Source organism: Flavobacterium sp. KACC 22763 (genome assembly GCF_028736155.1).
Lineage (GTDB): Bacteria > Bacteroidota > Bacteroidia > Flavobacteriales > Flavobacteriaceae > Flavobacterium.
On sequence record NZ_CP117879.1, the window covers coordinates 3,776,498 to 3,797,643 of the forward strand.

21 protein-coding genes are annotated in these 21,146 nt (G+C 33.2%); 10 read left to right on the plus strand and 11 right to left on the minus strand.

Annotated elements, in window-relative coordinates; all coding sequences use genetic code 11:
• Nucleotides 1-54 precede the first annotated feature (54 nt).
• A complete protein-coding gene (locus PQ463_RS15755; RefSeq protein ID WP_111425083.1) occupies nucleotides 55-1,032 on the minus strand; it encodes a ribonucleotide-diphosphate reductase subunit beta in 978 nt (325 codons plus the stop codon).
• 338 nt (nucleotides 1,033-1,370) lie between these two features.
• Nucleotides 1,371-1,940: a DUF3109 family protein gene (locus PQ463_RS15760; protein ID WP_111425084.1), complete on the minus strand. Its 570-nt coding sequence runs from the start codon at nucleotides 1,938-1,940 to the stop codon at nucleotides 1,371-1,373.
• A 319-nt stretch (nucleotides 1,941-2,259) separates the two neighbouring features.
• Here PQ463_RS15760 and PQ463_RS15765 point away from each other — a divergent pair, with 319 nt between their 5' ends.
• The 3 genes from PQ463_RS15765 (at nucleotide 2,260) to PQ463_RS15775 (ending at nucleotide 3,755) form a co-directional block, all read left to right on the plus strand.
• The gene (locus PQ463_RS15765; protein WP_008465051.1) at nucleotides 2,260-2,838 is read left to right on the plus strand and encodes a MarC family protein; all 579 of its coding nucleotides are present in this window, start codon (nucleotides 2,260-2,262) and stop codon (nucleotides 2,836-2,838) included.
• 106 nt (nucleotides 2,839-2,944) lie between these two features.
• Nucleotides 2,945-3,148, plus strand: coding sequence for a hypothetical protein (locus PQ463_RS15770; RefSeq protein WP_095928256.1), 204 nt, complete (start codon nucleotides 2,945-2,947; stop codon nucleotides 3,146-3,148).
• A 1-nt stretch (nucleotide 3,149) separates the two neighbouring features.
• The gene (locus tag PQ463_RS15775; RefSeq protein ID WP_274257964.1) at nucleotides 3,150-3,755 is read left to right on the plus strand and encodes an FAD-dependent oxidoreductase; all 606 of its coding nucleotides are present in this window, start codon (nucleotides 3,150-3,152) and stop codon (nucleotides 3,753-3,755) included.
• 195 nt (nucleotides 3,756-3,950) lie between these two features.
• Here PQ463_RS15775 and PQ463_RS15780 read toward each other — a convergent pair whose 3' ends face one another.
• The 5 genes from PQ463_RS15780 to PQ463_RS15800 form a co-directional block, all read right to left on the minus strand.
• Complete coding sequence (locus PQ463_RS15780) at nucleotides 3,951-4,268, minus strand: hypothetical protein (protein ID WP_274254484.1); 318 nt, start codon at nucleotides 4,266-4,268, stop codon at nucleotides 3,951-3,953.
• A gap of 90 nt (nucleotides 4,269-4,358) precedes the next feature.
• Nucleotides 4,359-4,724, minus strand: a complete 366-nt coding sequence (locus tag PQ463_RS15785) for a nuclear transport factor 2 family protein (RefSeq protein ID WP_111365862.1) — start codon at nucleotides 4,722-4,724, stop codon at nucleotides 4,359-4,361.
• Nucleotides 4,725-4,740: 16 nt separating this feature from the next.
• Nucleotides 4,741-6,318 carry a S41 family peptidase gene (locus PQ463_RS15790; protein ID WP_274254486.1) on the minus strand — a complete coding sequence of 526 codons (1,578 nt, stop codon included), beginning with the start codon at nucleotides 6,316-6,318 and terminating at the stop codon, nucleotides 4,741-4,743.
• A complete protein-coding gene (locus tag PQ463_RS15795; protein ID WP_012022621.1) occupies nucleotides 6,318-6,749 on the minus strand; it encodes a deoxycytidylate deaminase in 432 nt (143 codons plus the stop codon). The genes PQ463_RS15790 and PQ463_RS15795 overlap by 1 nt, the downstream gene beginning before the upstream one ends.
• Nucleotides 6,750-6,755: 6 nt before the next feature.
• The gene (locus tag PQ463_RS15800; RefSeq protein WP_260671621.1) at nucleotides 6,756-7,349 is read right to left on the minus strand and encodes a HupE/UreJ family protein; all 594 of its coding nucleotides are present in this window, start codon (nucleotides 7,347-7,349) and stop codon (nucleotides 6,756-6,758) included.
• Nucleotides 7,350-7,518: 169 nt separating this feature from the next.
• Here PQ463_RS15800 and PQ463_RS15805 point away from each other — a divergent pair, with 169 nt between their 5' ends.
• Nucleotides 7,519-7,950, plus strand: a complete 432-nt coding sequence (locus tag PQ463_RS15805; protein WP_177211913.1) for a TerB family tellurite resistance protein — start codon at nucleotides 7,519-7,521, stop codon at nucleotides 7,948-7,950.
• A 114-nt stretch (nucleotides 7,951-8,064) separates the two neighbouring features.
• Here PQ463_RS15805 and PQ463_RS15810 read toward each other — a convergent pair whose 3' ends face one another.
• Both PQ463_RS15810 and fbp read right to left on the minus strand, forming a co-directional pair.
• Complete coding sequence (locus PQ463_RS15810; protein WP_274254487.1) at nucleotides 8,065-8,478, minus strand: hypothetical protein; 414 nt, start codon at nucleotides 8,476-8,478, stop codon at nucleotides 8,065-8,067.
• 293 nt (nucleotides 8,479-8,771) lie between these two features.
• A complete protein-coding gene (gene fbp / locus PQ463_RS15815) occupies nucleotides 8,772-9,779 on the minus strand; it encodes a class 1 fructose-bisphosphatase (RefSeq protein ID WP_274254488.1) in 1,008 nt (335 codons plus the stop codon).
• 171 nt (nucleotides 9,780-9,950) lie between these two features.
• Between fbp and PQ463_RS15820 the strand changes: the two genes are divergently transcribed.
• From PQ463_RS15820 to PQ463_RS15830, 3 genes are all read left to right on the plus strand, one after another.
• On the plus strand, nucleotides 9,951-10,439 hold the full coding sequence (locus tag PQ463_RS15820; RefSeq protein ID WP_111376506.1) for a GNAT family N-acetyltransferase: 489 nt from the start codon (nucleotides 9,951-9,953) through the stop codon (nucleotides 10,437-10,439).
• 138 nt (nucleotides 10,440-10,577) lie between these two features.
• Nucleotides 10,578-11,837, plus strand: a complete 1,260-nt coding sequence (locus tag PQ463_RS15825) for an aspartate kinase (RefSeq protein WP_111365939.1) — start codon at nucleotides 10,578-10,580, stop codon at nucleotides 11,835-11,837.
• Nucleotides 11,838-11,979: 142 nt separating this feature from the next.
• Entirely contained in the window at nucleotides 11,980-12,171 is a 192-nt protein-coding gene (locus PQ463_RS15830; RefSeq protein ID WP_274254489.1) for a hypothetical protein, read from the plus strand.
• A gap of 4 nt (nucleotides 12,172-12,175) precedes the next feature.
• Here the strand turns inward: PQ463_RS15830 and PQ463_RS15835 are convergent, their stop codons facing one another.
• Complete coding sequence (locus PQ463_RS15835; protein WP_274254490.1) at nucleotides 12,176-14,416, minus strand: TonB-dependent receptor domain-containing protein; 2,241 nt, start codon at nucleotides 14,414-14,416, stop codon at nucleotides 12,176-12,178.
• Between the two features lie 116 nt (nucleotides 14,417-14,532).
• Complete coding sequence (locus tag PQ463_RS15840) at nucleotides 14,533-15,591, minus strand: helix-turn-helix domain-containing protein (protein ID WP_274254491.1); 1,059 nt, start codon at nucleotides 15,589-15,591, stop codon at nucleotides 14,533-14,535.
• 186 nt (nucleotides 15,592-15,777) lie between these two features.
• Here PQ463_RS15840 and PQ463_RS15845 point away from each other — a divergent pair, with 186 nt between their 5' ends.
• The 3 genes from PQ463_RS15845 to PQ463_RS15855 all read left to right on the plus strand — a co-directional run bounded on the left by PQ463_RS15845 (nucleotide 15,778) and on the right by PQ463_RS15855 (nucleotide 21,130).
• Entirely contained in the window at nucleotides 15,778-19,212 is a 3,435-nt protein-coding gene (locus tag PQ463_RS15845) for a DUF8818 domain-containing protein (protein WP_274254492.1), read from the plus strand.
• A 63-nt stretch (nucleotides 19,213-19,275) separates the two neighbouring features.
• Complete coding sequence (locus PQ463_RS15850; protein ID WP_274254493.1) at nucleotides 19,276-19,851, plus strand: hypothetical protein; 576 nt, start codon at nucleotides 19,276-19,278, stop codon at nucleotides 19,849-19,851.
• Between the two features lie 199 nt (nucleotides 19,852-20,050).
• Complete coding sequence (locus PQ463_RS15855; RefSeq protein ID WP_274254494.1) at nucleotides 20,051-21,130, plus strand: glycosyltransferase; 1,080 nt, start codon at nucleotides 20,051-20,053, stop codon at nucleotides 21,128-21,130.
• Nucleotides 21,131-21,146 lie beyond the last annotated feature (16 nt).

Genomic DNA, 21,146 nt, shown 5'->3' on the forward strand with positions numbered 1-21,146 from the left:
TTAATCTTTTTTCAGCGTCTCTTGAAGAACAGTCGCTAAAAGTATTTTTGTTGTCTAAAAATCTGCATCAAATGAAATTTTCTGAGCATCACTATCTGTGTTCATTACACCAGATTTTTGATACTCTGCAACACGTTTTTCAAAGAAATTGGTTTTTCCTTGAAGAGAAATCATGTCCATGAAATCAAACGGATTCGCTGATCCATACACACGCTCACAACCTAATTCTACTAATAATCTATCAGCAACAAATTCTAAATATTGCGTCATCAAAGTAGCATTCATACCAATTAAACTTACTGGAAGAGATTCTGTTACGAATTGTCTTTCGATATCTAAGGCATCAACTATGATTTCTTTGATTCTATCTTTTGGAACTTTGTTAACCAAGTGATGATTGTGCAAGTGAACTGCAAAATCACAGTGTACGCCTTCGTCACGAGAAATCAGCTCATTAGAGAAAGTCAAACCTGGCATTAAACCACGTTTTTTCAACCAATAAATTGAACAGAAAGCTCCTGAGAAAAAGATTCCTTCAACTGCAGCAAAAGCGATAAGTCTTTCAGCAAATGAATCTGACTCGATCCATTTTAAAGCCCATTCTCCTTTTTTAGCAATAGCAGGAAAAACTTCCAAAGCATTAAACAATTCTGTTTTTTCTGCTTCGTCTTTCACGTAAGTGTCAATTAATAAAGAATACGTTTCACTATGAATGTTTTCCATCATAATCTGGAAACCATAGAAAAACTTCGCTTCAGCATATTGAACTTCATTAACAAAGTTCTCAGCCAGATTCTCATTTACGATTCCGTCAGAAGCAGCAAAAAATGCTAATATATGTTTAATGAAATATCTTTCATCGTCATTCAGTTTGTTATTCCAATCTGTCAAATCTTGGTGCAAATCGATTTCTTCAGCAGTCCAGAAACTTGCTTCCATTTTTTTATACCATTCCCAAATATCATGATGTTTGATAGGAAAAATAACGAAACGATTTTTATTTTCTTGTAAGATTGGTTCTACTTGAGACATGACAATTTTTATTTAATTTTTATACCGAATTTTTTACTAATTCAATAGACTACAAAGATTGTCAATTAACGCCAAAAATGAAAGTCAAACTTATTCACAATTTGCTGTAGTTTTTAACAACGTTAATTTTTTGAGAAACTTTTCATACAATAATTAATTTACTGTAAATGAAACATTTAAAACCAATAATTACACCCGAAAGCCCCGTAAAATATAGACTTTTAAATATAAAAAGCAAGAAATTTTAAATAGTTTTAAAAAGTTTTTTTTGAGTTAAAACTTTGTTTTTTTGAGTCAAAAAATGAAGTCAAAAAAAGGTATAAATCACACTTTAAATTTTAAGAATTTTTGAGTTCTTCTGCTACCTTTTCAAGTTCCAAATACCAGTCCTCTCCAAAACGGCGAATCAGCGCTTCTTTTACAAATTTGTAAACCGGAACTTCCAATTCTTTTCCTAAAGAACAAGCATCATCGCAAATATCCCATTTATCATAATTTACCGCTGCAAATTCTGTGAAGTCTTTTACACGAATTGGATATAAATGACAAGAAACTGGCTTTTTCCAGTCGACTACTCCTTGATTATATGCTTGCTCAATTCCACAAAGCGCAGTTTTTCCATCAAAAATTACGTAAGCGCAATCTTTATTATCAATAAGCGGAGTTTCAAGATCACCATCAGTTCCTTTTACCCAAGTTCCTTGAGCTTCGATTGCCTCTATTCCTTCTTTTCGTAAAAAAGGTTTTACTTTTGGATAAATTTCTTCTAAGATTTTAGTTTCAGCCTCATTCAAAGGCGCGCCCGCATCTCCATCAACGCAACAAGCTCCTTTACAAGCAGACAAGTTGCACACAAATTCTTTTTCCAGAATGTCCTCTGAAATAATAGTTTTACCTAACTGAAACATGATATTTAATACTGTAATTTATAAAGTGCAAAGATAGTCAAAGAAAGCAGATAAAAAATGTATCACAGAGATTCACAAAGCTAAACACAGAGTTCCACAAAGATTTCTCTCGAATATTGCCATTTTAAAAAATATTACTTCGCGAGTCTTTGCGAAAAATCTTTGTGAAACTTTGTGGCAAAAATTACAATTGTTACAAATATCACTTTTTTAATCAATAAAACATGTTTTTATAACAAAAATACATTGTATCGAAAAAACACCTAACTTTATTAACTACTTTTGCAGCAGTTTTTTAAACCCTAAAAATCAAAGCGATATGTTAGAAATCGATTTTAAAGAAATCATTACCGTTAGTATGGTGCTTTTTGCCGTAATTGATATTGTTGGTTCAATTCCGATTATAGTGAATTTAAGAGCTAAAGTCGGACACATCGAATCTGAAAAAGCTTCTATTGTGGCAGGTGCCATTATGATTGTTTTTCTTTTTGTTGGGGAAGGTTTATTAAATTTAATTGGTATTGATGTTCATTCGTTTGCTGTTGCAGGATCGTTCGTTTTGTTCTTTCTGGCTTTAGAAATGATTTTAGGAATCAGAATTTATCGTGACGAAGAACCTGGATCTGCTTCTATCGTTCCATTGGCTTTTCCTTTGATTGCAGGAGCAGGAACCATGACCACTTTATTATCGCTTCGATCTCAGTTTCATACGATTAATATTATTATTGCAATTGTGCTGAATATTATATTGGTTTATATCGTTTTGAAGTCTTCTAAAAAAATAGAAAATCTATTGGGAGAGAACGGACTTGGAGTGGTTCGCAAGACATTTGGAGTGATACTTTTAGCAATTGCTGTTAAATTATTCGCTGCTAATGTTAAAGGTTTGTTTGTCTAAATTTTATTTTTATAAATTTACCCGTAAAATTTCTAAAATACAACTTTAAGGCAATTTTCCCATAAAGTTCTACTTTATATTTTTAGACAAAAACAAAAACAACCTTATGAAAATTTTCACTTCAATCTTAGTGCTTTTGGCATTAGCTTTAATTGTTTTTAATATTACGCTATTAGACTTTCAAAACCCTTTTCAAGGAGATAGTATGGTAGCTTTTATTGGAATCGCCGCTTCATTTTGCGCTGTTTTGATTCTTTTGATTTTTAGAATTTCTAAAAGAATTGAAGAAAAAATGAATGACAACAGATAATATGTTTGATGTTTTAATTATCGGCGGAGGAGTATCAGGCATGTCTTGTGCTCTGGTCTTAGGGTCCGCAAAAAACAAAACTTTTGTTACTGATAAAAAAATCGGAATTTTTACCCACCAGAAAAATTCTTCTTTACAAGAGGCAATATTTTATAACGCTTACGGAATTACACCAGGAAAATTAGGTTCTGAACTTTTAACTGAAAGCACACAGGATTTAGCCACAACTTACCCGCATATTACTCAGATTCCAAATGAAAAGGTAATAAAAATTGAGGGCAGCTATCCTGAATTTACTGTAGTTACCAACAAGAATTCATACAAAACTAAAAATATTGTGGTCGGAATTGGTTCTGCCAATACTTTCGACATTGAAGGTTTAATACAATTTGTTGAACCTCACAAAAAAGCACTTCCAGAAAAACAGCGTATTCAACTTAAAAATGAAGATCATAAAGTAGCTGACGGCATTTATGCAATCGGAACTTTAGCGGGTTGGAGAAGTCAATTGGCAATTGCAGCTGGAAGTGGTGCGGCTGTTGCAACAGATATTCTTACTTTATGGAATAACGGCGTGCAAACTCACGCTCACGATAGTATTCGATAATTTTTTGTTTTTACCATTAAGAGATTAAGAAAATTAAGTGTTATTCTGACGAAAACTTAATTATCAAGTTTCATTAAGAAGAAAAAAAAAAAAAAAAAAACTCCAAACAAAAAACCATTAAGAGATTAAGAAAACAAGCTATAAAGCTTAATAAACTTAACCTCTTAATGCTTTATTTTTTTGTTAGTCTGTCGATTATTTAACCGAAACGATTTCTGTTACTTTAATATGGTTTTCCTCCTCGGTTTTCCATTTTTCTCCTTTTACAGATACCACATCTCCAATTTTTAATTGTTTGTAGTTTTGAGGTCCGCCAACGTTTACAATACTGATTGTTGCAAAGTATACTTCTTTGGCGTCTGTTGTAATTTTAGCCGTGTAACCATCTTTACCTGCTTCTATGCCATCAACTTTTCCTGAAACTATAGCATTCGCATCATTTTTCATAGTGGTGCAAGAGATTACAAAGGTCATTAAGAGTACAAGAAAACTTATTCTTTTTAGATTTTTCATATATTTTAGCTTAACCGCGAAGTTCGCGAGGATTTACGCAAGGTTCGCAAAGTTGTATTTTAAGTTAACATTAAATTATTTCATCAAACTTTACGCCAGCTGAACACAGCTTCCTGCTATAACTTTTAGATTTTTCCCTATTTTTTTCCAGACTCTGATGTACTTGAAAACTCCGTTAATCGGATTGCCATCATAAGCTCCTTTTAACGCGACTGTAACAGTGACTACGGCAGAATCGCCAATTATATTCACGATTTGATCTGAACCTTCCAATGAATCAATTTTAATCTTTCCAGAACGGTATGTTTGTAAATCGAAATCTTTAGTGATGGTTTGTCCGTCGGGCATATTAAACAATAAATCATCATGAAGGATTGTTTCCAAAGCCATAACATCCGATTTTTTAATTGCAGTCAAGAGTTCGATTTCTGCATCAACAACGGTTTCTATTTTCATGATATAAGGATTGAAGTTATTTCTTCGGGGTTAGAATTGTTTTTATCATGGCATCTTCTTTTAAGATTACATCATAATAATACAATTCTCCATATAGCTGTCGTGCGAATTCAGCTGTAATATGACGGTTTACGAGCGCTTTCGTTTTATCCAATTTCAGATCCAGACCTGTCATCAAGATATAATTTTTGAACTTTTTGAAATACACATCTGAGTTTTTCATTTTAGCTAAAAACTCAGCAAAACTATCGCCTGCAAAAGCATTTCTGTTTTTATCTAATTCTTCAAAGACAAAATGACCAACAATTCCTGTTTGCAACAAATAAGCCACATTTTCATTTCCGTGCTCTGCTTCCATTGGTACAAAAACATCTGGAACAATTCCGCCGCCGCCATAAACTATTTTTCCTTTCGGAGTTTTGAATTTTAAAGAATCTGCCACTTTTATACTGTCTTTTGCATAAAGTTCTCCTGTAGCAATTCTAGACTCTGATTCTTTAAAATATTCTTCGTTTCCTTTTTTGTATGGTTTCTGTATTGATCTTCCTGTTGGCGTATAATAACGAGCCACAGTCAATCTTACTGCAGATCCGTCGTTAAAGTCCATTTCACGTTGCACTAAACCTTTTCCAAAAGAACGGCGCCCAACGATCGTTCCACGGTCATTATCTTGAATTGCTCCAGCTAAAATTTCGCTTGCAGAAGCACTATTCTCATTAATTAAAACATATACTTTTCCAGTTTCAAAACTTCCTGCTTTTGTTGCGTATGTTTTTTCAGTTGAGCCGTTTTTGCTTTTCGTGAAAACGATTAACTGTTTATCTTTTAAAAACTCATCAGCAATAGCAATCGCTTCTTCCATATAACCGCCTCCATTATCGCGAAGATCAATTACAAGCGACTGAATTCCTTTTTGCTTTAATCTTGTCAAACCAGTTTTAAACTCATTAAAAGTGGATTCTGCAAAACGGTTTATTTTGATATAGCCAATATTATTTCCAAGCAGCATAGAAGCATCAACACTTTTAATCGGAATAACGTCCCGCTTAACCTTAAATTTCAGTTTCTTCTGTTCTGATTTTCTAAAAACAGTCAATTCGATTTCTGAACCTTGAAGTCCTTTTAATTTGGAGAATAAACTATCTGAAGGCAATTTTCTGCCATACAATTTGGTTTTTCCTGCGAATAAAATTCGATCGCCAGATTTTATTCCTGCTTTTGCTGAAGGTCCGTTTTCTACTGGTTTTATAATCGCAACCGAATCTTTATACATATAAAAATTGATTCCGATTCCCACAAAATCACCTTTCATGCTTTCGGCAACCTCAGCTTGTTCGCTTGGCGGAATATAAACTGAATGCGGATCTAATTTGGAAAGTATATTATCGACTGTAAGATTCACAATCGAATCTGTATTGACACTATCAACATATTCGGTATTGATAAAATCAATAAGCTTATTAAGTTTGGTTTTAGAGTAATTTTTAGCCAAAAGTTGGTCGCTTGCTGGAGCGTTCATAAGGCTACCAGCAATTGTTCCAAGAGCAAAAGTTGCTCCTATTACTATTGGCAAATATTTCGGATTAAATTTCATTACTCTTCTAAAACAGGAATATGTTCTACCTCTACGCCTGCTTTTATTAAAAATTGAATTCCAGAATCGTCACGATATCCATCTTTATACACTACTCTTTTTATTCCAGATTGATGTATTAATTTGCTACATTCTTTGCAAGGCGAAAGCGTGATATATAGTGTCGCTCCTTCGCAAGATTGTGTTGATCTTGCTACTTTTAGGATAGCATTCGCTTCAGCATGTAAAACATCCCAACGTGTTAATCCGTCTTCGTCTTCGCAGCAATTTTCAAATCCAGAAGGTGTCCCGTTGTAACCGTCAGAAATGATCATTCTGTCTTTTACAATGATAGCACCAACTTGTTTACGTTTACAGTAAGAAAGCAAACTCCACTCTTTTGCAATTCGCAGATATGCTTTATCGTATTTATTCAGTTTTTTTACTTCCATTTAAATTTATCTGTTCCAAATTGGGCTTTCAATAATCATCGGAATTACAACTCCAATAATAAAAGCCGACATTACAAGTGCCCAGTCGCGTTTTGAAAAACGGAAAACCGTCTGCACTATATATGAAATTACCAGAACAACAAAAACCACTACCAACTGAGCAGCTTCTATTCCTAAGGCAAACTCTCCCAAAGGTAACAATTTTGAGGTTGCAGAACCTCCTAAAATTGTTTTGAAATAATTAGAAAAACCTAGTCCGTGAATAATTCCAAAGAATAAAGTTATGAAAAATACCAGATTTACGCCATCATTTTTTGAGGTCTTTCCAGCCGTAAACAAATGATAAAGTGCTGTTATGAGAATTGTAATCGGAATCAGGAATTCTACAACATCTACTTTTATGGCAATTATGCCGTAAACAGAAAGAATTAAAGCCAAAGTATGGCCAATTGTAAAAAGAGAAACCAATAAGAAAATTCTTTTCCAGTCTTTAAAAAGATACGGAACGGTTAAGGCGATTAAAAAAAGAACGTGATCGTAAGCATTGATATCTAAAACGTGTTTTAATCCTATTTGAAAATAAATCCAAAATTGTGACATAGGTGTAATGTAATTAAATAATTAGGGGTTGTAAACTTACGATTAATTTTCAAACTTAAATATTGAAGACTCCAAATCCTTCAATAAAGAAAAGTTAAATTTTATGAGAATTTTAAAATCGATAATTTAAAATAAAATTTATCTTTGTTTAACAAAAACACTTTTAATTATGTCATTTTCAGAATTATTTGATAGCGAATTCAAGCAAAGAAACAAAGGACACTTTTCTGCTATTGTTCGTGTAGCTTTAGCTGATGGTGTTGTTTATCCAGAAGAAAAAGCCTTTTTAGATAAACTTGCTTCTCGTTTAGAAATTACAGAATCGGAATACGAAGAAATTCTTAGCGATCCTTTAAAATATCCGATCAATCCACCTTATTCATATGTTCAACGTTTAGAGCGTTTATATGATTTAACAAGAATGGTTCATGTTGATCATCATCTTGAAGACAAACAAGAAGTATTATTGAAAAAAATAAGTGTTGCGTTAGGATTTACGCCAAGTAACGTAGATTATATCATTGCAAAAGCATTGTCGTTGGTTGATAATAAAGTTGATGCAGATACTTTTATCTACGAAATGCAGCACATGCATAAATAGTATTCAGTAATCAGTTTTTAGTATTCAGTTTTTGTGCTGAAACTTGACTGCGAATAAAAATTTAAAAAACAAAGCCCGATAATTGATTTTATCGGGTTTTGTTTTTTTAATCCTTTATTTTGACTGCGTGATATTTATATTATCAAAATAGTTTCCTGACTGTAATCCTATATTAAGAATTCTTTCTGTACCCGTTGTATTTTTACTCATGGTAATAATCAAGGTGTTTCCGTTTTTCCTTTCTACCTCAAAAACATCATTTTTAAAGATAAAATTGTCAGCAGACAAATTTACAGTTCCTTTGTCAATTCTTACTTTGTCTAATGCAAAACCATTTACCCACCACCCTTTATACTCTGTAATAATCGTAACTGTATTGGTTTCTGCTGTAAAAGAAGCTTCTTTTTTAGAAAGCTTAATATTATCTTCAGATAATCCAATTGGAGGATCAACATGCTCTTCTCTACTGCAGGCAACAAACAAAACTGAAAACATTCCGAATAGAATCATCAATAGTTTTTTCTTCATAATAATTTACTTTTTGGTTTTTGATTAGTTTTAAGTCATTTACAAAAAAATTAATCCATAATTTCTCATAAACAATTGGTTCTTTTTAAAGATTGACAAAACTAAAAATGGTTGCGTCTTTTTTTTAGTTTTCTGTATTCAGTCGCAGTTAACAGTTTTGTACTTTACTTTTTAAAAATTTTATTCAAAACAAAACCCGACAGGTTAAAAAAAAACTGTCGGGTTTGCTATTTATAGTCCAGACTGAAAACTGCGACTGTGACTGAACACTAAAAACTGAATACTGAATACTTTCACTCAGCCGTGGCCATAAACTCTTCGGCTTTTTCTACCATATTATAACTTCCACAGAAGAAAGGTACTCTTTGGTGCAATTCAGTTGGTTGAATTTCCATAATTCTTCCGAAGCCGTCTGTTGCTTTCCCTCCTGCCTGTTCTGCCAAAAATGCCATCGGATTACATTCGTACAACAAACGTAATTTCCCTTTTGGTGCTTTTGAACTTGTTGGATAAATATAGATTCCGCCTTTAATCATATTCCGATGAAAATCGGCTACCAAACTTCCGATGTATCTTGAAGTATAAGGTCTGTCACCTTCTTCACGTTGGCAGTATTTAATGTAGTTTTTTACTCCCTGCGGAAAATGAACATAATTTCCTTCGTTTACCGAATAAATATTTCCGTTTTCTGGAAATTTCATGTTTGGATGCGAAAGATAAAATGTACCAATCGCCGGATTTAACGTAAAACCATTTACGCCATGTCCAGTGGTGTAAACCAACATCGTTGAAGTTCCATAAATTACATAGCCTGCTGCAACTTGATTGATTCCCGGCTGTAAAAAATCCTCGCTAGTTACCGGAGTTCCTATTGGGGTTACTCTTCTGAAAACAGAAAAGATAGTTCCCACAGAAACATTTACATCAATGTTTGAAGATCCGTCTAGCGGATCCATTAAGATCACGTACTTATTATTATGACTGTTGTCGCTCCCCTGAACAGTAATAAAATCGTCGTTTTCTTCAGAAGCAATACCACAGACAATCTCACGGTTTATTAACGTCTGGATAAATACTTCGTTTGCATAGACATCTAATTTTTGCTGGTCTTCGCCTTGGATATTCTGTTCGCCTGCCGCTCCCACAATATCTACTAAACCCGCTTGGTTTACTTTATGATTGACCACTTTTGCTGCCAATCGAATAGAGTTGATAATTCGCGAGAGTTCTCCCGACGAATACTGAAATGCTTTTTGGTTCTCAATAATAAACTCTCCCAGTGTTTTATTGCGTTCTTCCATTTCTAAATCGTTATAGTTTTATTTTTAAGTCACAAATATCGCTTATTTTGTGAGAATGATTTAAAAATTATTTTGTTTGTTTGCTACTATTGTATATTTGCTAATAATCTGCAAAAAGCACTAGTTAAAATGAAGCTTTTTTAGATAATAAATAGCTAAAAATAGGAATATATGAATATTAGAAAAGGAAATCCTGAAGATATGAAATCGGTGTTAGGGCTTATTCAGGAGCTGGCTATATTCGAAAAAGAACCCGATGCAGTTGTCATTACAGAAGAAGATTTAGTGCGCGACGGTTTTGGTGAAAAACCATTATTTAATGTGTTTGTAGCGGAGATCGAAAATGAAGAAAAACAAAAAGAAATTGTTGGAATAGCATTGTACTATTATCGCTATTCTACCTGGAAAGGAAAAACAATTCACCTTGAAGATTTGATTGTAAAAGAAAAGATGCGAGGCACTGGTTTAGGTTCTGCACTTTATGCTGAAATCATGAAACAAGGAAAAAGAGATAATGTTAGAAGAGTTGAATGGAATGTTTTGGATTGGAATACTCCAGCTGTTAATTTTTACAAAAATTCTGGCGCGAGAATTCTTGATGGCTGGCAGGTTGTTCAAATGGATGAAACGGGAATTAATTCGTTCTTAGAAAAATTATAAAAAAAATATTTAGCCACAGATTATAAGGATTAAAATGATTTTAAAATCTGTGTAAATCATTTTAATCTGTGGCCAAAAAACAAATACTAGGTTTCGGTTTGAATCTGAAATCTAAAATCTAAAAATCTAAAATTAAAAATGAGAGTATTTAAATTTGGTGGTGCATCGGTAAAAGATGCAGATGGAATTAAAAACGTATATGACGTTTTACAAAAAGTGGGTTATGAAGACGTGATTTTGGTAGTTTCTGCGATGGGAAAAACTACAAATGCTCTCGAAGTTGTAATCAAGAATTACTTTGAAAAATCGACAGAATTAAATGCTTCTGTTCAGGAAATTAAAAAATACCACAATCAGATCTTATTGGATTTGTTTGAAGATGAAAGTCATGCGGTTTTTGCAGCAGTAAATGCTCAGTTTGACGAATTAGAATATTTCTTAGCTCACAATAAATCTCCAAACTACAACTTTGTTTATGATCAGGTGGTAAGTTTTGGTGAATTGATTTCTACAAATATCTTAAGTCATTATATGAATTTCAGAGGAATTCAGACACAATGGCTTGATGTTCGTAATTTCATTAAAACCAATGCCAACTACAGAGATGCAGAAGTTGATTGGGAAACTACACAACAAAACATAAGCAAAAATGTACCTAGAAAACAGCTAAATATTACTCAAGGTTTCTTAGGTGCAGATGAAAATAATTTCACCACAACTTTGGGCCGTGAAGGTTCTGACTATACTGCCGGAATTTTTGCTTATTGCTTAAACGCAGAAAGTGTAACAATCTGGAAAGACGTTCCTGGAGTTATGAATGCCGATCCGCGTTATTTTGAAAATGCTAGTCTGTTAAACCAGATTTCGTACCGTGAAGCGATCGAATTGGCGTTTTACGGAGCAACTGTAATTCATCCAAAAACATTACAACCGTTACAGAAAAAAGAAATTCCATTATATGTAAAATCATTTATCAACCCACTATTAAAAGGAACTTGCGTTTCTAAAGGAGTTGATTTGGAACCGCAATATCCATGTTTTATCGTAAAAAGAGAACAGCTTTTAATTTCGCTTTCTTCTATTGATTTCTCTTTCATTATGGAGGAAAACATTAGTGAGATTTTTGGTTTATTCCACGAATTTAAAATCAAAGTAAACCTGATTCAAAACTCAGCAATTAGTTTCTCTGTTTGTGTGGAAGATAAATTTGGAAATTTCCCAGAATTGAATGCTATCCTTTCTAAAAAATTCAAAGTAGAATACAGCGAAAATGTAACTTTATATACAATCCGTCACTTTACAGAAGAGGCAGCACAGACTGTTGAAGCTAACAAAGAAGTTTTATTGAAACAAGTTAGCCGCGAAACCATGCAGATTGTCACTAAAGAATTAATCTAATATTGCTTTATAAAAGGTAATTATTTAATTCAAAAATTATTGAAAAGGCTTCACATAATTGTGAGGCCTTTTTTATTTCGAAAGAATTTTCTTCATTTATCATTTTTTGATTATATTTACTTTTCTTTCTAAAGAACTTAAAATGAGTAAAAAAGGCTTTTTATTAGTTTTCATTATTCTTGGTTTATTATACATCAGTATATCTTTAAGTCCATTACTTGCAAAAGACATAAAAGACATTTCTTATTCAGATTTTAAATTGGTAATCGGTCCATTTTTATCTACAGTTGGAATTCTTATAACCTATACACAACTGAAAAGAAGAAAAAATTAATTATTTACCTCGCCCTATTATTCTCCGACTGTTCCACTTCTGACTTTTTATAAGTTGTCTTTTTTGAATCTCCGAAATTGTATGTTGCAATTAATTTAAAATAATTGGTGCTATAGGTTCGGTGATAATAAATCTGAGTTTGTCCCACATTATAATCGCCAGAAACCATAAACTTATGAAAGATGTCGTTTGCAGTAAAATTGAGTCTTAGCGCATCTTTAAAAAAATTTCGCTCTATTCCTAAAGTTACTGTCGAACGTCCGTTTTCACTTCCTAATCCATAACTTCTATCGCTTAAATACCAAGCCAAAAGTTGGAGCTTAAAAAGTTTAGGAATCGTAAATGTATTATTAGTATATAAATAAATCTGAGGTTCTACAGGACTAAATTCAAACTCATAATAATTGTCTACAGATTTCTGCCATGTGATGCTTGCAGTATTAACAGAATTCCACCATTTGACGTTGAAAGATCTGGAAAGCGAAGTAAAAAAAGTATGCCCTTTTTCAAGATTCAGCGCTCTTAAAATATAGCTATTTGGTGTGTCGCCACGCAGAGCTGCCGCAGAAATCGGATCTATTTTATAAGTGTATCCGACTTTAAAATCAAACTTTTTGTACATCGCACCTATTTCAAAAGCATGTGTTTTTTCTGGAAGCAGATTCGGATTTCCTTCAATCGTCGTAAACGGATCCTGATAAATTACATACGGATTTAAAGCCTGATATCTGGGTCTTGTAATTCTGGAAACATACGAAAAATGCCCTTTCCAATCTTCTGAAAAATTAAAATTTAAAAGTGCATTTGGAAAAAAATTACCGTACGATTTATCAAATTTCTGAATTCCGTTGGCATTTGTAAATAAATTATAACTCGTTTTTTCTGCCCTTACGCCAAGAGAAAAATTAACCTTTTTGTTTAATTTTCCAATATAATTAAAGTACACGGCAGCAATTTTTTCATTGTATTCAAAATCACTCGAAAGCTCATCGTCCAGCTCAAAATTTATTTCATCATTAGAAATCAAGAAATCTGTTCCTGAGTTTATTGTAGCGTGACTAAACTTCGCCCCTATTTCGAGTTTAGTTTTTTCATCTATTTTCTTCGAGTAATCTGCTTGAACTGCGATTATATTGATTCGGCTTCCCACATTATTCTTTAAAAATCTTTCAGAATCTGTTTCTTCTACCAAACTGCTTTCTTCAATAAAATCTCTTATGGTTTGGTTGTAATTTGAAAATTGCGATCCTATAAATAGTGAAGAACCTTTGGCCGTTGTCCAATTATAATTCAAATTGATGAACTGATTTAATAAAACATCGTTTCGATCAACATCTGTGGCATAAAAACTCTTTCCAGAATTGTTGGCAATGGAATTTCTGCTTTCTGTAATTCCGCCTAAATCATTCACATTTCCGCTATAAGCCAATGAAATATAATTATTTGGAGAAAAACTATATTGAACTCCAAATCCGAAATTAGAATAATTATTAAATCTTCTTTTCCAATCGGTAGTCAATTCAGATTTCATAAAATCATCAGGATTTGGACGCGTTCTCGTTGTGTACAGCAACTCGCGGTTTCTTCCCAATTGCAATCCATAATTAGTAACAAAAGAGAATTTCTCTTTAGAATAATTAAAATCCAAAAGCGTGTTATAAAGTGTTCCTCCAAACTTAGAAACTGTTACGTGCTGATTGACCGTTCCCATTACACCACTATCCATATTTTGTTTGGTTACAATATTGATTACGGCTTTTCCTTCAGCATCGTACCTCGAAGAAGGATTGGAAATAACTTCAATCTTTTGAATCTGCGAAACGGGAATTGCAGCAAATCGTTCGTAATTAATCAAAACTCCGTTGAGATAAATTATGGCTTCCCCTTTCCCGACAACGCTTATTTCTCCGTCGGCAACTACAACATTTGGCACTCTTCCTAGCAATTCGTTTACCGAACTGCTGGTTGCAAGAATAGTTCCGTTTACATTGACATCAATATTTCCGTTGGCTCCATATTTTAATAATGAAGGTTGGCTTTTTATAACCACTTCATTTAACTCATTGTGCTCTTTCTCTTTAATGACCACAGTGTCTTGAGCAGACTTTAATGACTTTTTCTCGAGGAGTACATCATCACTATAATAACTTTTATCCTTACTATTTTTTATGCGTTGCCCTTTTATTTCTATTGATGAAAAAGCAAGGAAAAAAATAGAAATAATAACCAATTTTAGAAATCTCATAAATTTTAACGATTAGCAGTTTGACTTTTATTTGAAACAAAAGTCATCTGAAAATCAATAAAATAGATTCCAAAAAGTGAAATCAGGAGTACGGATTTATAAATTAATACCCCAATTTACGGCTGTAAAGCCTGAATCTGATAATTAAGCGGAGTGGTTCCCGTATGTTTTTTGAATGCTGTGAAAAAGGTAGATTTAGAATTAAAACCGACATCGTAACCAACAGATTCTAAAGTTAATTTATCTGAAGAAGTGATAATTTTACACGCTTCGTTGATTCTGAATTCGTTTACATAACTGGTAAAATTCTTTCCTAAATTATTATTCAGAAACTGCGATAATTGATGACTTGAAATATTAATTTCTTGAGATAGATCTTGAAGCGTTAAGTTTGGATTTTTATATAAACTCTTTTCAAACATGGCTTTTTCAAGTTTTTCTGACCAGATTATGGCATCCGCTGATTCTATTTTTCTATTCGAGATTTTTCCATTCAACAAAAACAAGTCTTCTGTTTTTTTTCTGTACAAAAGAATCGAAATTCCTAAATATAAAATGAATGAAAAAACAACCGCACCACTTATGTATGTTGCACCTGGCGCGCCAATGATCGCCAAAAAGTAAAATAGAAATAATAAACCATTTCCAAAATAGAGCATTGAAAACCACATTTCGGCAGGAGTTGCTTTTTCTTTTCGGCTGAGGATTTTTTTCAAAACGCCACGAAGTGCAAAACCAGCTGAAACAATGTAAACAAACCATTGAAAATAAATGATTCTTATCAAAAAGCCTCCCCAAAATTTCGGATACGTTTCATACGGATATAAAATGCCAACAGCTACAATAAAGGTTCCCCAAAATGCCAGAATAAATTTCCATAATTTGGGCATTATCTGAACTTCATCGACTGCCGATTTGATGAAATAATACAAACATGGTCCGATAAAAAAACAAGCTGTAAGTCCAAACTGAAGATACATTTTTGGCAGTTCGGGATGAAAATATACAAATACAGATTTTCCAATACGAATACTTAGTGCAAACAAAAGCGCGCCCAGAAAATAATTCGTCAGATATTTTTTCTTGGTGAAAAAGAAAAAATAAATGCCGAGAATAATTCCGTTGAAAGCTCCTAAAGCACTAAAAAAGAATAAAAGTTCTTTGCTAGTATCCATAATTTAAGTTAGTTATATCCTTAACAAAGCTAAAAAAAAGATTGTCTTCAGGTGAGATTTTTTCTGCAATTATTTTTTATTCTGCAATTTTAAAAACCTAAAAACTGCTTCATTTTCCAATAAATAAAAGCCTCGTAATTTCTTGATTATAAATACTACTTTTGACTTTTTAGAGTTAGAGTATTTATGTTGAAAAAATTACTGTTTTTGACGGTTTTCTTCTGGTTTTCTGCGCTTCAGGCTCAGGAAACTGAATCTCTGTACAAAACCAAAAAAGTAATCGTTTCAAAAGACACTATTCATCTCGAAAATGTCTCCATTAACTCTGGATTTTTCCAGATTCTGAATACTAAAAATGAGCCAATTGATTCGGCTTTTTATAAGGTCAATTTTCAAAAAGGATATTTACTTTTAAATGAAAATTTCCAATCGGTTTCAGATACTTTAATTGTCAATTATCTTAATTATCCTGATCTCTTGACTAAAGAATACAGTCTTTACAAATCGGATCAAATTGTGAGCGGTGATGTTGGAACAGACAAATTGTATCGCATAGACAATAATTCAAATGCCAAAAAAGCAACTCCTTTTGACGGACTTGAAACTTCTGGAAGTATTACCCGTGGCGTTACGGTTGGTAATAACCAGAGTACAGTTTTAAATTCCAATTTAGATTTACAGATTACAGGAAAGCTTTCAGAAAAAGTTAGTTTAAGGGCTTCTCTTCAGGACAATAATATTCCGTTGCAAGATGGCGGTTATTCACAGAAACTCGATCAATTTGACAATATTTTTATAGAACTTTTTAGCAATGACTGGAACATTCGCGCCGGCGATGTATTTTTAGAAAATAGAAAAACTCAATTTTTAGGCTTTAATAAAAAAGTTCAGGGACTTTCTGCCAACTTTGATTTTGATACCGAAAAAAGCAAGACCAATGTTTTTGCTTCGGTCGCTTTTGTAAAAGGCCAATACGCCAAAAGTACTTTTACAGGTCAGGAAGGAAATCAGGGTCCGTATAAACTAAAAGGGCAAAATGGCGAATTGTATGTTTTGGTAATTTCGGGTTCTGAACGGGTTTATGTAAATGGCGTTTTATTAAAAAGAGGCGAAAACAACGATTATGTCATCGATTATAATGCTGGAGAAATTGTCTTTACTTCGCTTTTTACCATTACTTCAGAAATGCGTATTAATGTGGAATACCAATATTCTGAACGAAATTACAACCGATTAGTTACTTACGCAGGCGCAACTCACGAAAACAAAAACTGGAGTTTTGGCGGATATATTTATTCTGAAAATGATATGAAAAATCAGCCTTTGCAGCAAAATCTTTCTCCAGAACAAGTTCAGATTTTAAGTCAGGCAGGTGATGATGTTAATCTAATGAAAGCGCCTTCTGCTTACGAAGATACTTATGCCGAAAATAAAATTTTGTATAAAAAGACACTCATCAATTCGGTTGAAGCTTATGAATATTCGAATAATCCCGCTGATGTTTTGTACAATGTAAGATTTAGCCAAGTTGGTGCAAATTCTGGAAATTATATCATTCAAAACAATAATTCTGTTGAGCGTATTTATCAATATGTAGAACCTGTAAACGGGATTCTACAGGGAAATTACGAACCAATTGTACAGCTTGTTGCACCAATGAAACTTCAGGTGGCAACGTTTTTAGGAAAATATAATCCGAATGAGAAAACTTTAGTTGATTTTGAATTGGCTGTCAGCAATAATGACCAAAATCTATTTTCTGGAATTGATGATGCTAATAATCAAGGAGTCGCTTTTAAAACCAATCTTAAAAAACGTCTTTTTTCTAGAAGCTGGAACTTAGACGCTTTCGCGAATTATCAATTCGTGCAGCAGAATTTTAAATCGGTGGAACGTTTGTATAATATCGAATTTAACCGCGACTGGAATTTAACGGGAACCCAATATGGCAATCAGAGTCTTTTGGTTACGGGTTTAAATTTTGATTTATTTTCGAAAAAAGAGACTTCGAATATTGGTTTGCTGACTTATCAATTTGAGAAATTAGATTACAGCGAAAGTTATTCTGGAGCAAGACATACTACAAACGCTTTATTCAAATTGAAAAATTGGACAATCGAAAACAACGGAAGTTTCCTGAATTCTGATGCTACAGCTTCTACTTCAAAATTCATTAGAAACCAAACCAGAACCAAATATCATTTTGGCAAAAACTGGGTTGGAGGAACTATGCAATTGGAAGACAATCAGCAGAAAGATAAAGTTACCAATCAGTTTTCGGCTTTAAGCCAAAGATTTTCAGAATATGGTGTATTTACCGGACGTGGCGACAGCACCAAAGTTTTTGTGGAAGTTGGTTTTCTGCAAAGACGCAACGATAGTTTGCAAAACGGATTATTACAGCATGTCAATAATTCGCAGACGTATTATTTAAAATCAAAATTGATTCAAAACAAAACAACCGATTTGGCGGTTTATGCGAGTTATAGAAATTTAGATTTTACTGATAAATCGAGACAAAATGAACCTTCGTTAAATTCGAGAGTTTTATACAATGACCGCTTTTTTAATCAGTTCATGCAGATTGGAACGGCTTATGAAACGAGTTCGGGAACTATCGCGCAACAGGAATTCACTTATGTAGAAGTGCCAACAGGTCAAGGTGTTTATACTTGGAATGATTATAATGGCAACGGAATTCAGGAATTGGAAGAGTTTGAAGTTGCCGTTTACCAAGATCAAGCGCGCTATGTTAGAGTCTTTTTGCCGAATCAGATTTACATTAAAACCAATCAAAATAAATTTTCGCAGTCTTTAACTTTGAATCCGTTGCAATGGCAGAATGAAAAAGGCTTTAAAAAATTGCTATCTTATTTTTATAATCAGACCTCATTTATAATGGATCGAAAAGTTAAGAGCGAGGGCGAAAAATTAGAACTCAATCCGTTTGATTCATCAGAAGAAAATATTCTGGGTTTGAATTCGAGTTTCAGAAACAGTTTATTTTACAATCGAGGCAAACAAAAACACTCGGTTACGTATTCTTACCTTATAAATAAAGGAAAGAGTCTGCTTTCCGTAGGTTCGCAGCATGTGCAAAATTATTCGCATCAAATTCAGTACACACATTTATACCAAAATAGCTGGCTGTTTAATTTCTTTACCAAAACCATAAAAACCGATTTGGTTTCAAAAGATTTTGCAGAGAAAAACTATGATATTCAAGGTTGGCAGCTGGCACCAAAAGTCAGTTATTTATTTTCTAAAAACACCAAATTGGATTTCTTTTATGAACTTCAAAACAAAAAAAATCAAATTGGAAATTTTGAAACTTTAGACCAAAACAGAATCGGAACTTCTTTTTCTTATGCGGGCGAAAAGAAAGTTACAGTTAATGGAGAATTCTCTTTTTATGAAAATAAATTTAACGGAAACGAATTCTCTTCAGTCGGTTTTCAAATGCTCGAAGGACTTCAGGCGGGATCAAATTTGGTTTGGAAACTGCTTCTGCAAAAGAACATTACGTCTTTTTTGGATATTAATTTAAATTATCAGGGAAGAAAAAGTGAAACAGGAAATACGATTCATACAGGAAATGTTCAGCTTCGTGCATATTTTTAATGTGTTGCGAAAAAGATGACAATAAATTGTTTAATTTTAATTGAAATTTAAACTTTTAGCCTTATGAAAAAATTAGTATTATTATGTTTAATGGTTGTTTTCTCTTCTAATTTTTACGCACAGGAAACAACTGCAAAAACTACGAAAAGTAAAACAGAAGCTTCGGCAAAAAAAACGAAAGCAAGCGCAGATAAAGCTTCGGCTGATGCAAAAAAAGAGGCCACAAAATCTAAAAAAGCAGCAGATGATGCAAAAGCAGCTTCAACAAAAGCCAAAAAAGAATCTGCTGACGCAGCAAAAAAGACTGCCGATAAACAAGCTACAAAAGCTAAAGCAGATGCAAAAAAAGCTACTGTAGAATCTGACAAAGCAAAAAGTACTGCTGACAAAGCAAAAAGCACAGCAGACAAAACTAAAGCTGATGCCAAGAAAACAACTGCAAAAGCTGACGCTACAAAGAAAGATGCCACAGCTGCTAAAAAGTCGGCTACTAAAACTTTAAAAGAAACGAACGAAAAAGCGCCATCTGTACCAGACAAAGTTACTGGCGAATACAATGGTAAAAAAGTATATACAGGTCCAAGAGGCGGTAAATACTACATTAACAAAAATGGTAATAAAACGTATATTCAGGATTAAGTTTCTAAGATGCTGAGACGCTGAGATTCTAAGATTAAGCCGAACTTATAGTTCGGCTTCTTTTTTTAAACAGAAAATATTTGAACTTAGAGACTTAGCATCTTAGAAACTTAGCACCTTAAATTAATAATTTCGTAATACCTTCGAAATAACATAAAAAACATATTTTTCTATCTTCGTTTTTAAAAACGTGTTAAAAATGAGCATAGATTATTCTGCGAATAAAACTATTTTAGTGGCTCCATTAAATTGGGGACTTGGACATGCCACTCGATGCATTCCTATTATCAAGGCGCTTCAGGAGAATAATTATATTCCGATTATCGCCTCCGATGGTGTTGCGCTGGCTCTATTACGAAAAGAATTTCCATATATACAAACTTTAGAATTGCCTTCTTATCATATTGAATATGCAAAGAATGGCAAAAACTTTAAATGGAAGCTGATTAAAAATCTTCCGAAGATGATTACAGCTATTCTCGATGAGAAAAAAATGATCAATCATTGGATAAAAAAACATAGCATTGATGGTATTATCTCAGACAACAGATTGGGAGTTATCAGTAAAAAAGTGCCTTCTGTTTTTATTACGCATCAATTGAATGTCATGACAGGAAACACAACTTGGTTTACGAGTAAATGTCATCAGCATTTTATTAAAAAATACAATGAATGCTGGGTTCCCGACTCCAACGAAAAAACAAACCTGACTGGAGATTTAGGCCACTTGAAAAATAATGAGCTGAATCTAAAATATATCGGACCGTTGAGCCGAATGAAAAAAAAGGATACTCCAAAAATATATGATTTGATGATTATATTGTCTGGACCTGAACCTCAGCGCACTTTCTTGGATGAAAAATTGCAGAAAGAAGCGGCAAAATATCCTGGAAAAGTGGTTTTTGTACAAGGAAAAGTAGAAAAATCGCAAGAAAAATGGCAGGCTGGAAATGTCACTTATTATAATTTCATGAACTCTAAACAGCTGGAACAGACTTTTAACGAAAGTGAGTTTGTATTGTGCCGTTCGGGTTATACCACTGTTATGGATTTGGCAAAGCTAGGCAAAAAAGCCTTTTTTATTCCAACACCTGGACAATATGAGCAGGAATATCTAGCGATAAAACTGCAGGAAGAAAATCTTGTACCGTATGCCATGCAGGATGATTTTACCATTGGAGACTTGTCGAAAGTAAAGTCATTTAAAGGATTGTCTCAATTTGAAAATAATATTGACTGGGATTCTTTATTTAAGGTTTTTGAAGACAGGACAGCGTAATTAAACGCGGATGAAA

Bases quoted from the DNA above. Each gene is read 5' to 3' on its own strand.
- PQ463_RS15755 (WP_111425083.1), bottom strand. From the start codon at position 1,032: ATGTCTCAAGTAGAACCAATCTTACAAGAAAATAAAAATCGTTTCGTT.
- PQ463_RS15760 (WP_111425084.1), bottom strand. From the start codon at position 1,940: ATGTTTCAGTTAGGTAAAACTATTATTTCAGAGGACATTCTGGAAAAA.
- PQ463_RS15765 (WP_008465051.1), top strand. From the start codon at position 2,260: ATGTTAGAAATCGATTTTAAAGAAATCATTACCGTTAGTATGGTGCTT.
- PQ463_RS15770 (WP_095928256.1), top strand. From the start codon at position 2,945: ATGAAAATTTTCACTTCAATCTTAGTGCTTTTGGCATTAGCTTTAATT.
- PQ463_RS15775 (WP_274257964.1), top strand. From the start codon at position 3,150: ATGTTTGATGTTTTAATTATCGGCGGAGGAGTATCAGGCATGTCTTGT.
- PQ463_RS15780 (WP_274254484.1), bottom strand. From the start codon at position 4,268: ATGAAAAATCTAAAAAGAATAAGTTTTCTTGTACTCTTAATGACCTTT.
- PQ463_RS15785 (WP_111365862.1), bottom strand. From the start codon at position 4,724: ATGAAAATAGAAACCGTTGTTGATGCAGAAATCGAACTCTTGACTGCA.
- PQ463_RS15790 (WP_274254486.1), bottom strand. From the start codon at position 6,318: ATGAAATTTAATCCGAAATATTTGCCAATAGTAATAGGAGCAACTTTT.
- PQ463_RS15795 (WP_012022621.1), bottom strand. From the start codon at position 6,749: ATGGAAGTAAAAAAACTGAATAAATACGATAAAGCATATCTGCGAATT.
- PQ463_RS15800 (WP_260671621.1), bottom strand. From the start codon at position 7,349: ATGTCACAATTTTGGATTTATTTTCAAATAGGATTAAAACACGTTTTA.
- PQ463_RS15805 (WP_177211913.1), top strand. From the start codon at position 7,519: ATGTCATTTTCAGAATTATTTGATAGCGAATTCAAGCAAAGAAACAAA.
- PQ463_RS15810 (WP_274254487.1), bottom strand. From the start codon at position 8,478: ATGAAGAAAAAACTATTGATGATTCTATTCGGAATGTTTTCAGTTTTG.
- fbp (WP_274254488.1), bottom strand. From the start codon at position 9,779: ATGGAAGAACGCAATAAAACACTGGGAGAGTTTATTATTGAGAACCAA.
- PQ463_RS15820 (WP_111376506.1), top strand. From the start codon at position 9,951: ATGAATATTAGAAAAGGAAATCCTGAAGATATGAAATCGGTGTTAGGG.
- PQ463_RS15825 (WP_111365939.1), top strand. From the start codon at position 10,578: ATGAGAGTATTTAAATTTGGTGGTGCATCGGTAAAAGATGCAGATGGA.
- PQ463_RS15830 (WP_274254489.1), top strand. From the start codon at position 11,980: ATGAGTAAAAAAGGCTTTTTATTAGTTTTCATTATTCTTGGTTTATTA.
- PQ463_RS15835 (WP_274254490.1), bottom strand. From the start codon at position 14,416: ATGAGATTTCTAAAATTGGTTATTATTTCTATTTTTTTCCTTGCTTTT.
- PQ463_RS15840 (WP_274254491.1), bottom strand. From the start codon at position 15,591: ATGGATACTAGCAAAGAACTTTTATTCTTTTTTAGTGCTTTAGGAGCT.
- PQ463_RS15845 (WP_274254492.1), top strand. From the start codon at position 15,778: ATGTTGAAAAAATTACTGTTTTTGACGGTTTTCTTCTGGTTTTCTGCG.
- PQ463_RS15850 (WP_274254493.1), top strand. From the start codon at position 19,276: ATGAAAAAATTAGTATTATTATGTTTAATGGTTGTTTTCTCTTCTAAT.
- PQ463_RS15855 (WP_274254494.1), top strand. From the start codon at position 20,051: ATGAGCATAGATTATTCTGCGAATAAAACTATTTTAGTGGCTCCATTA.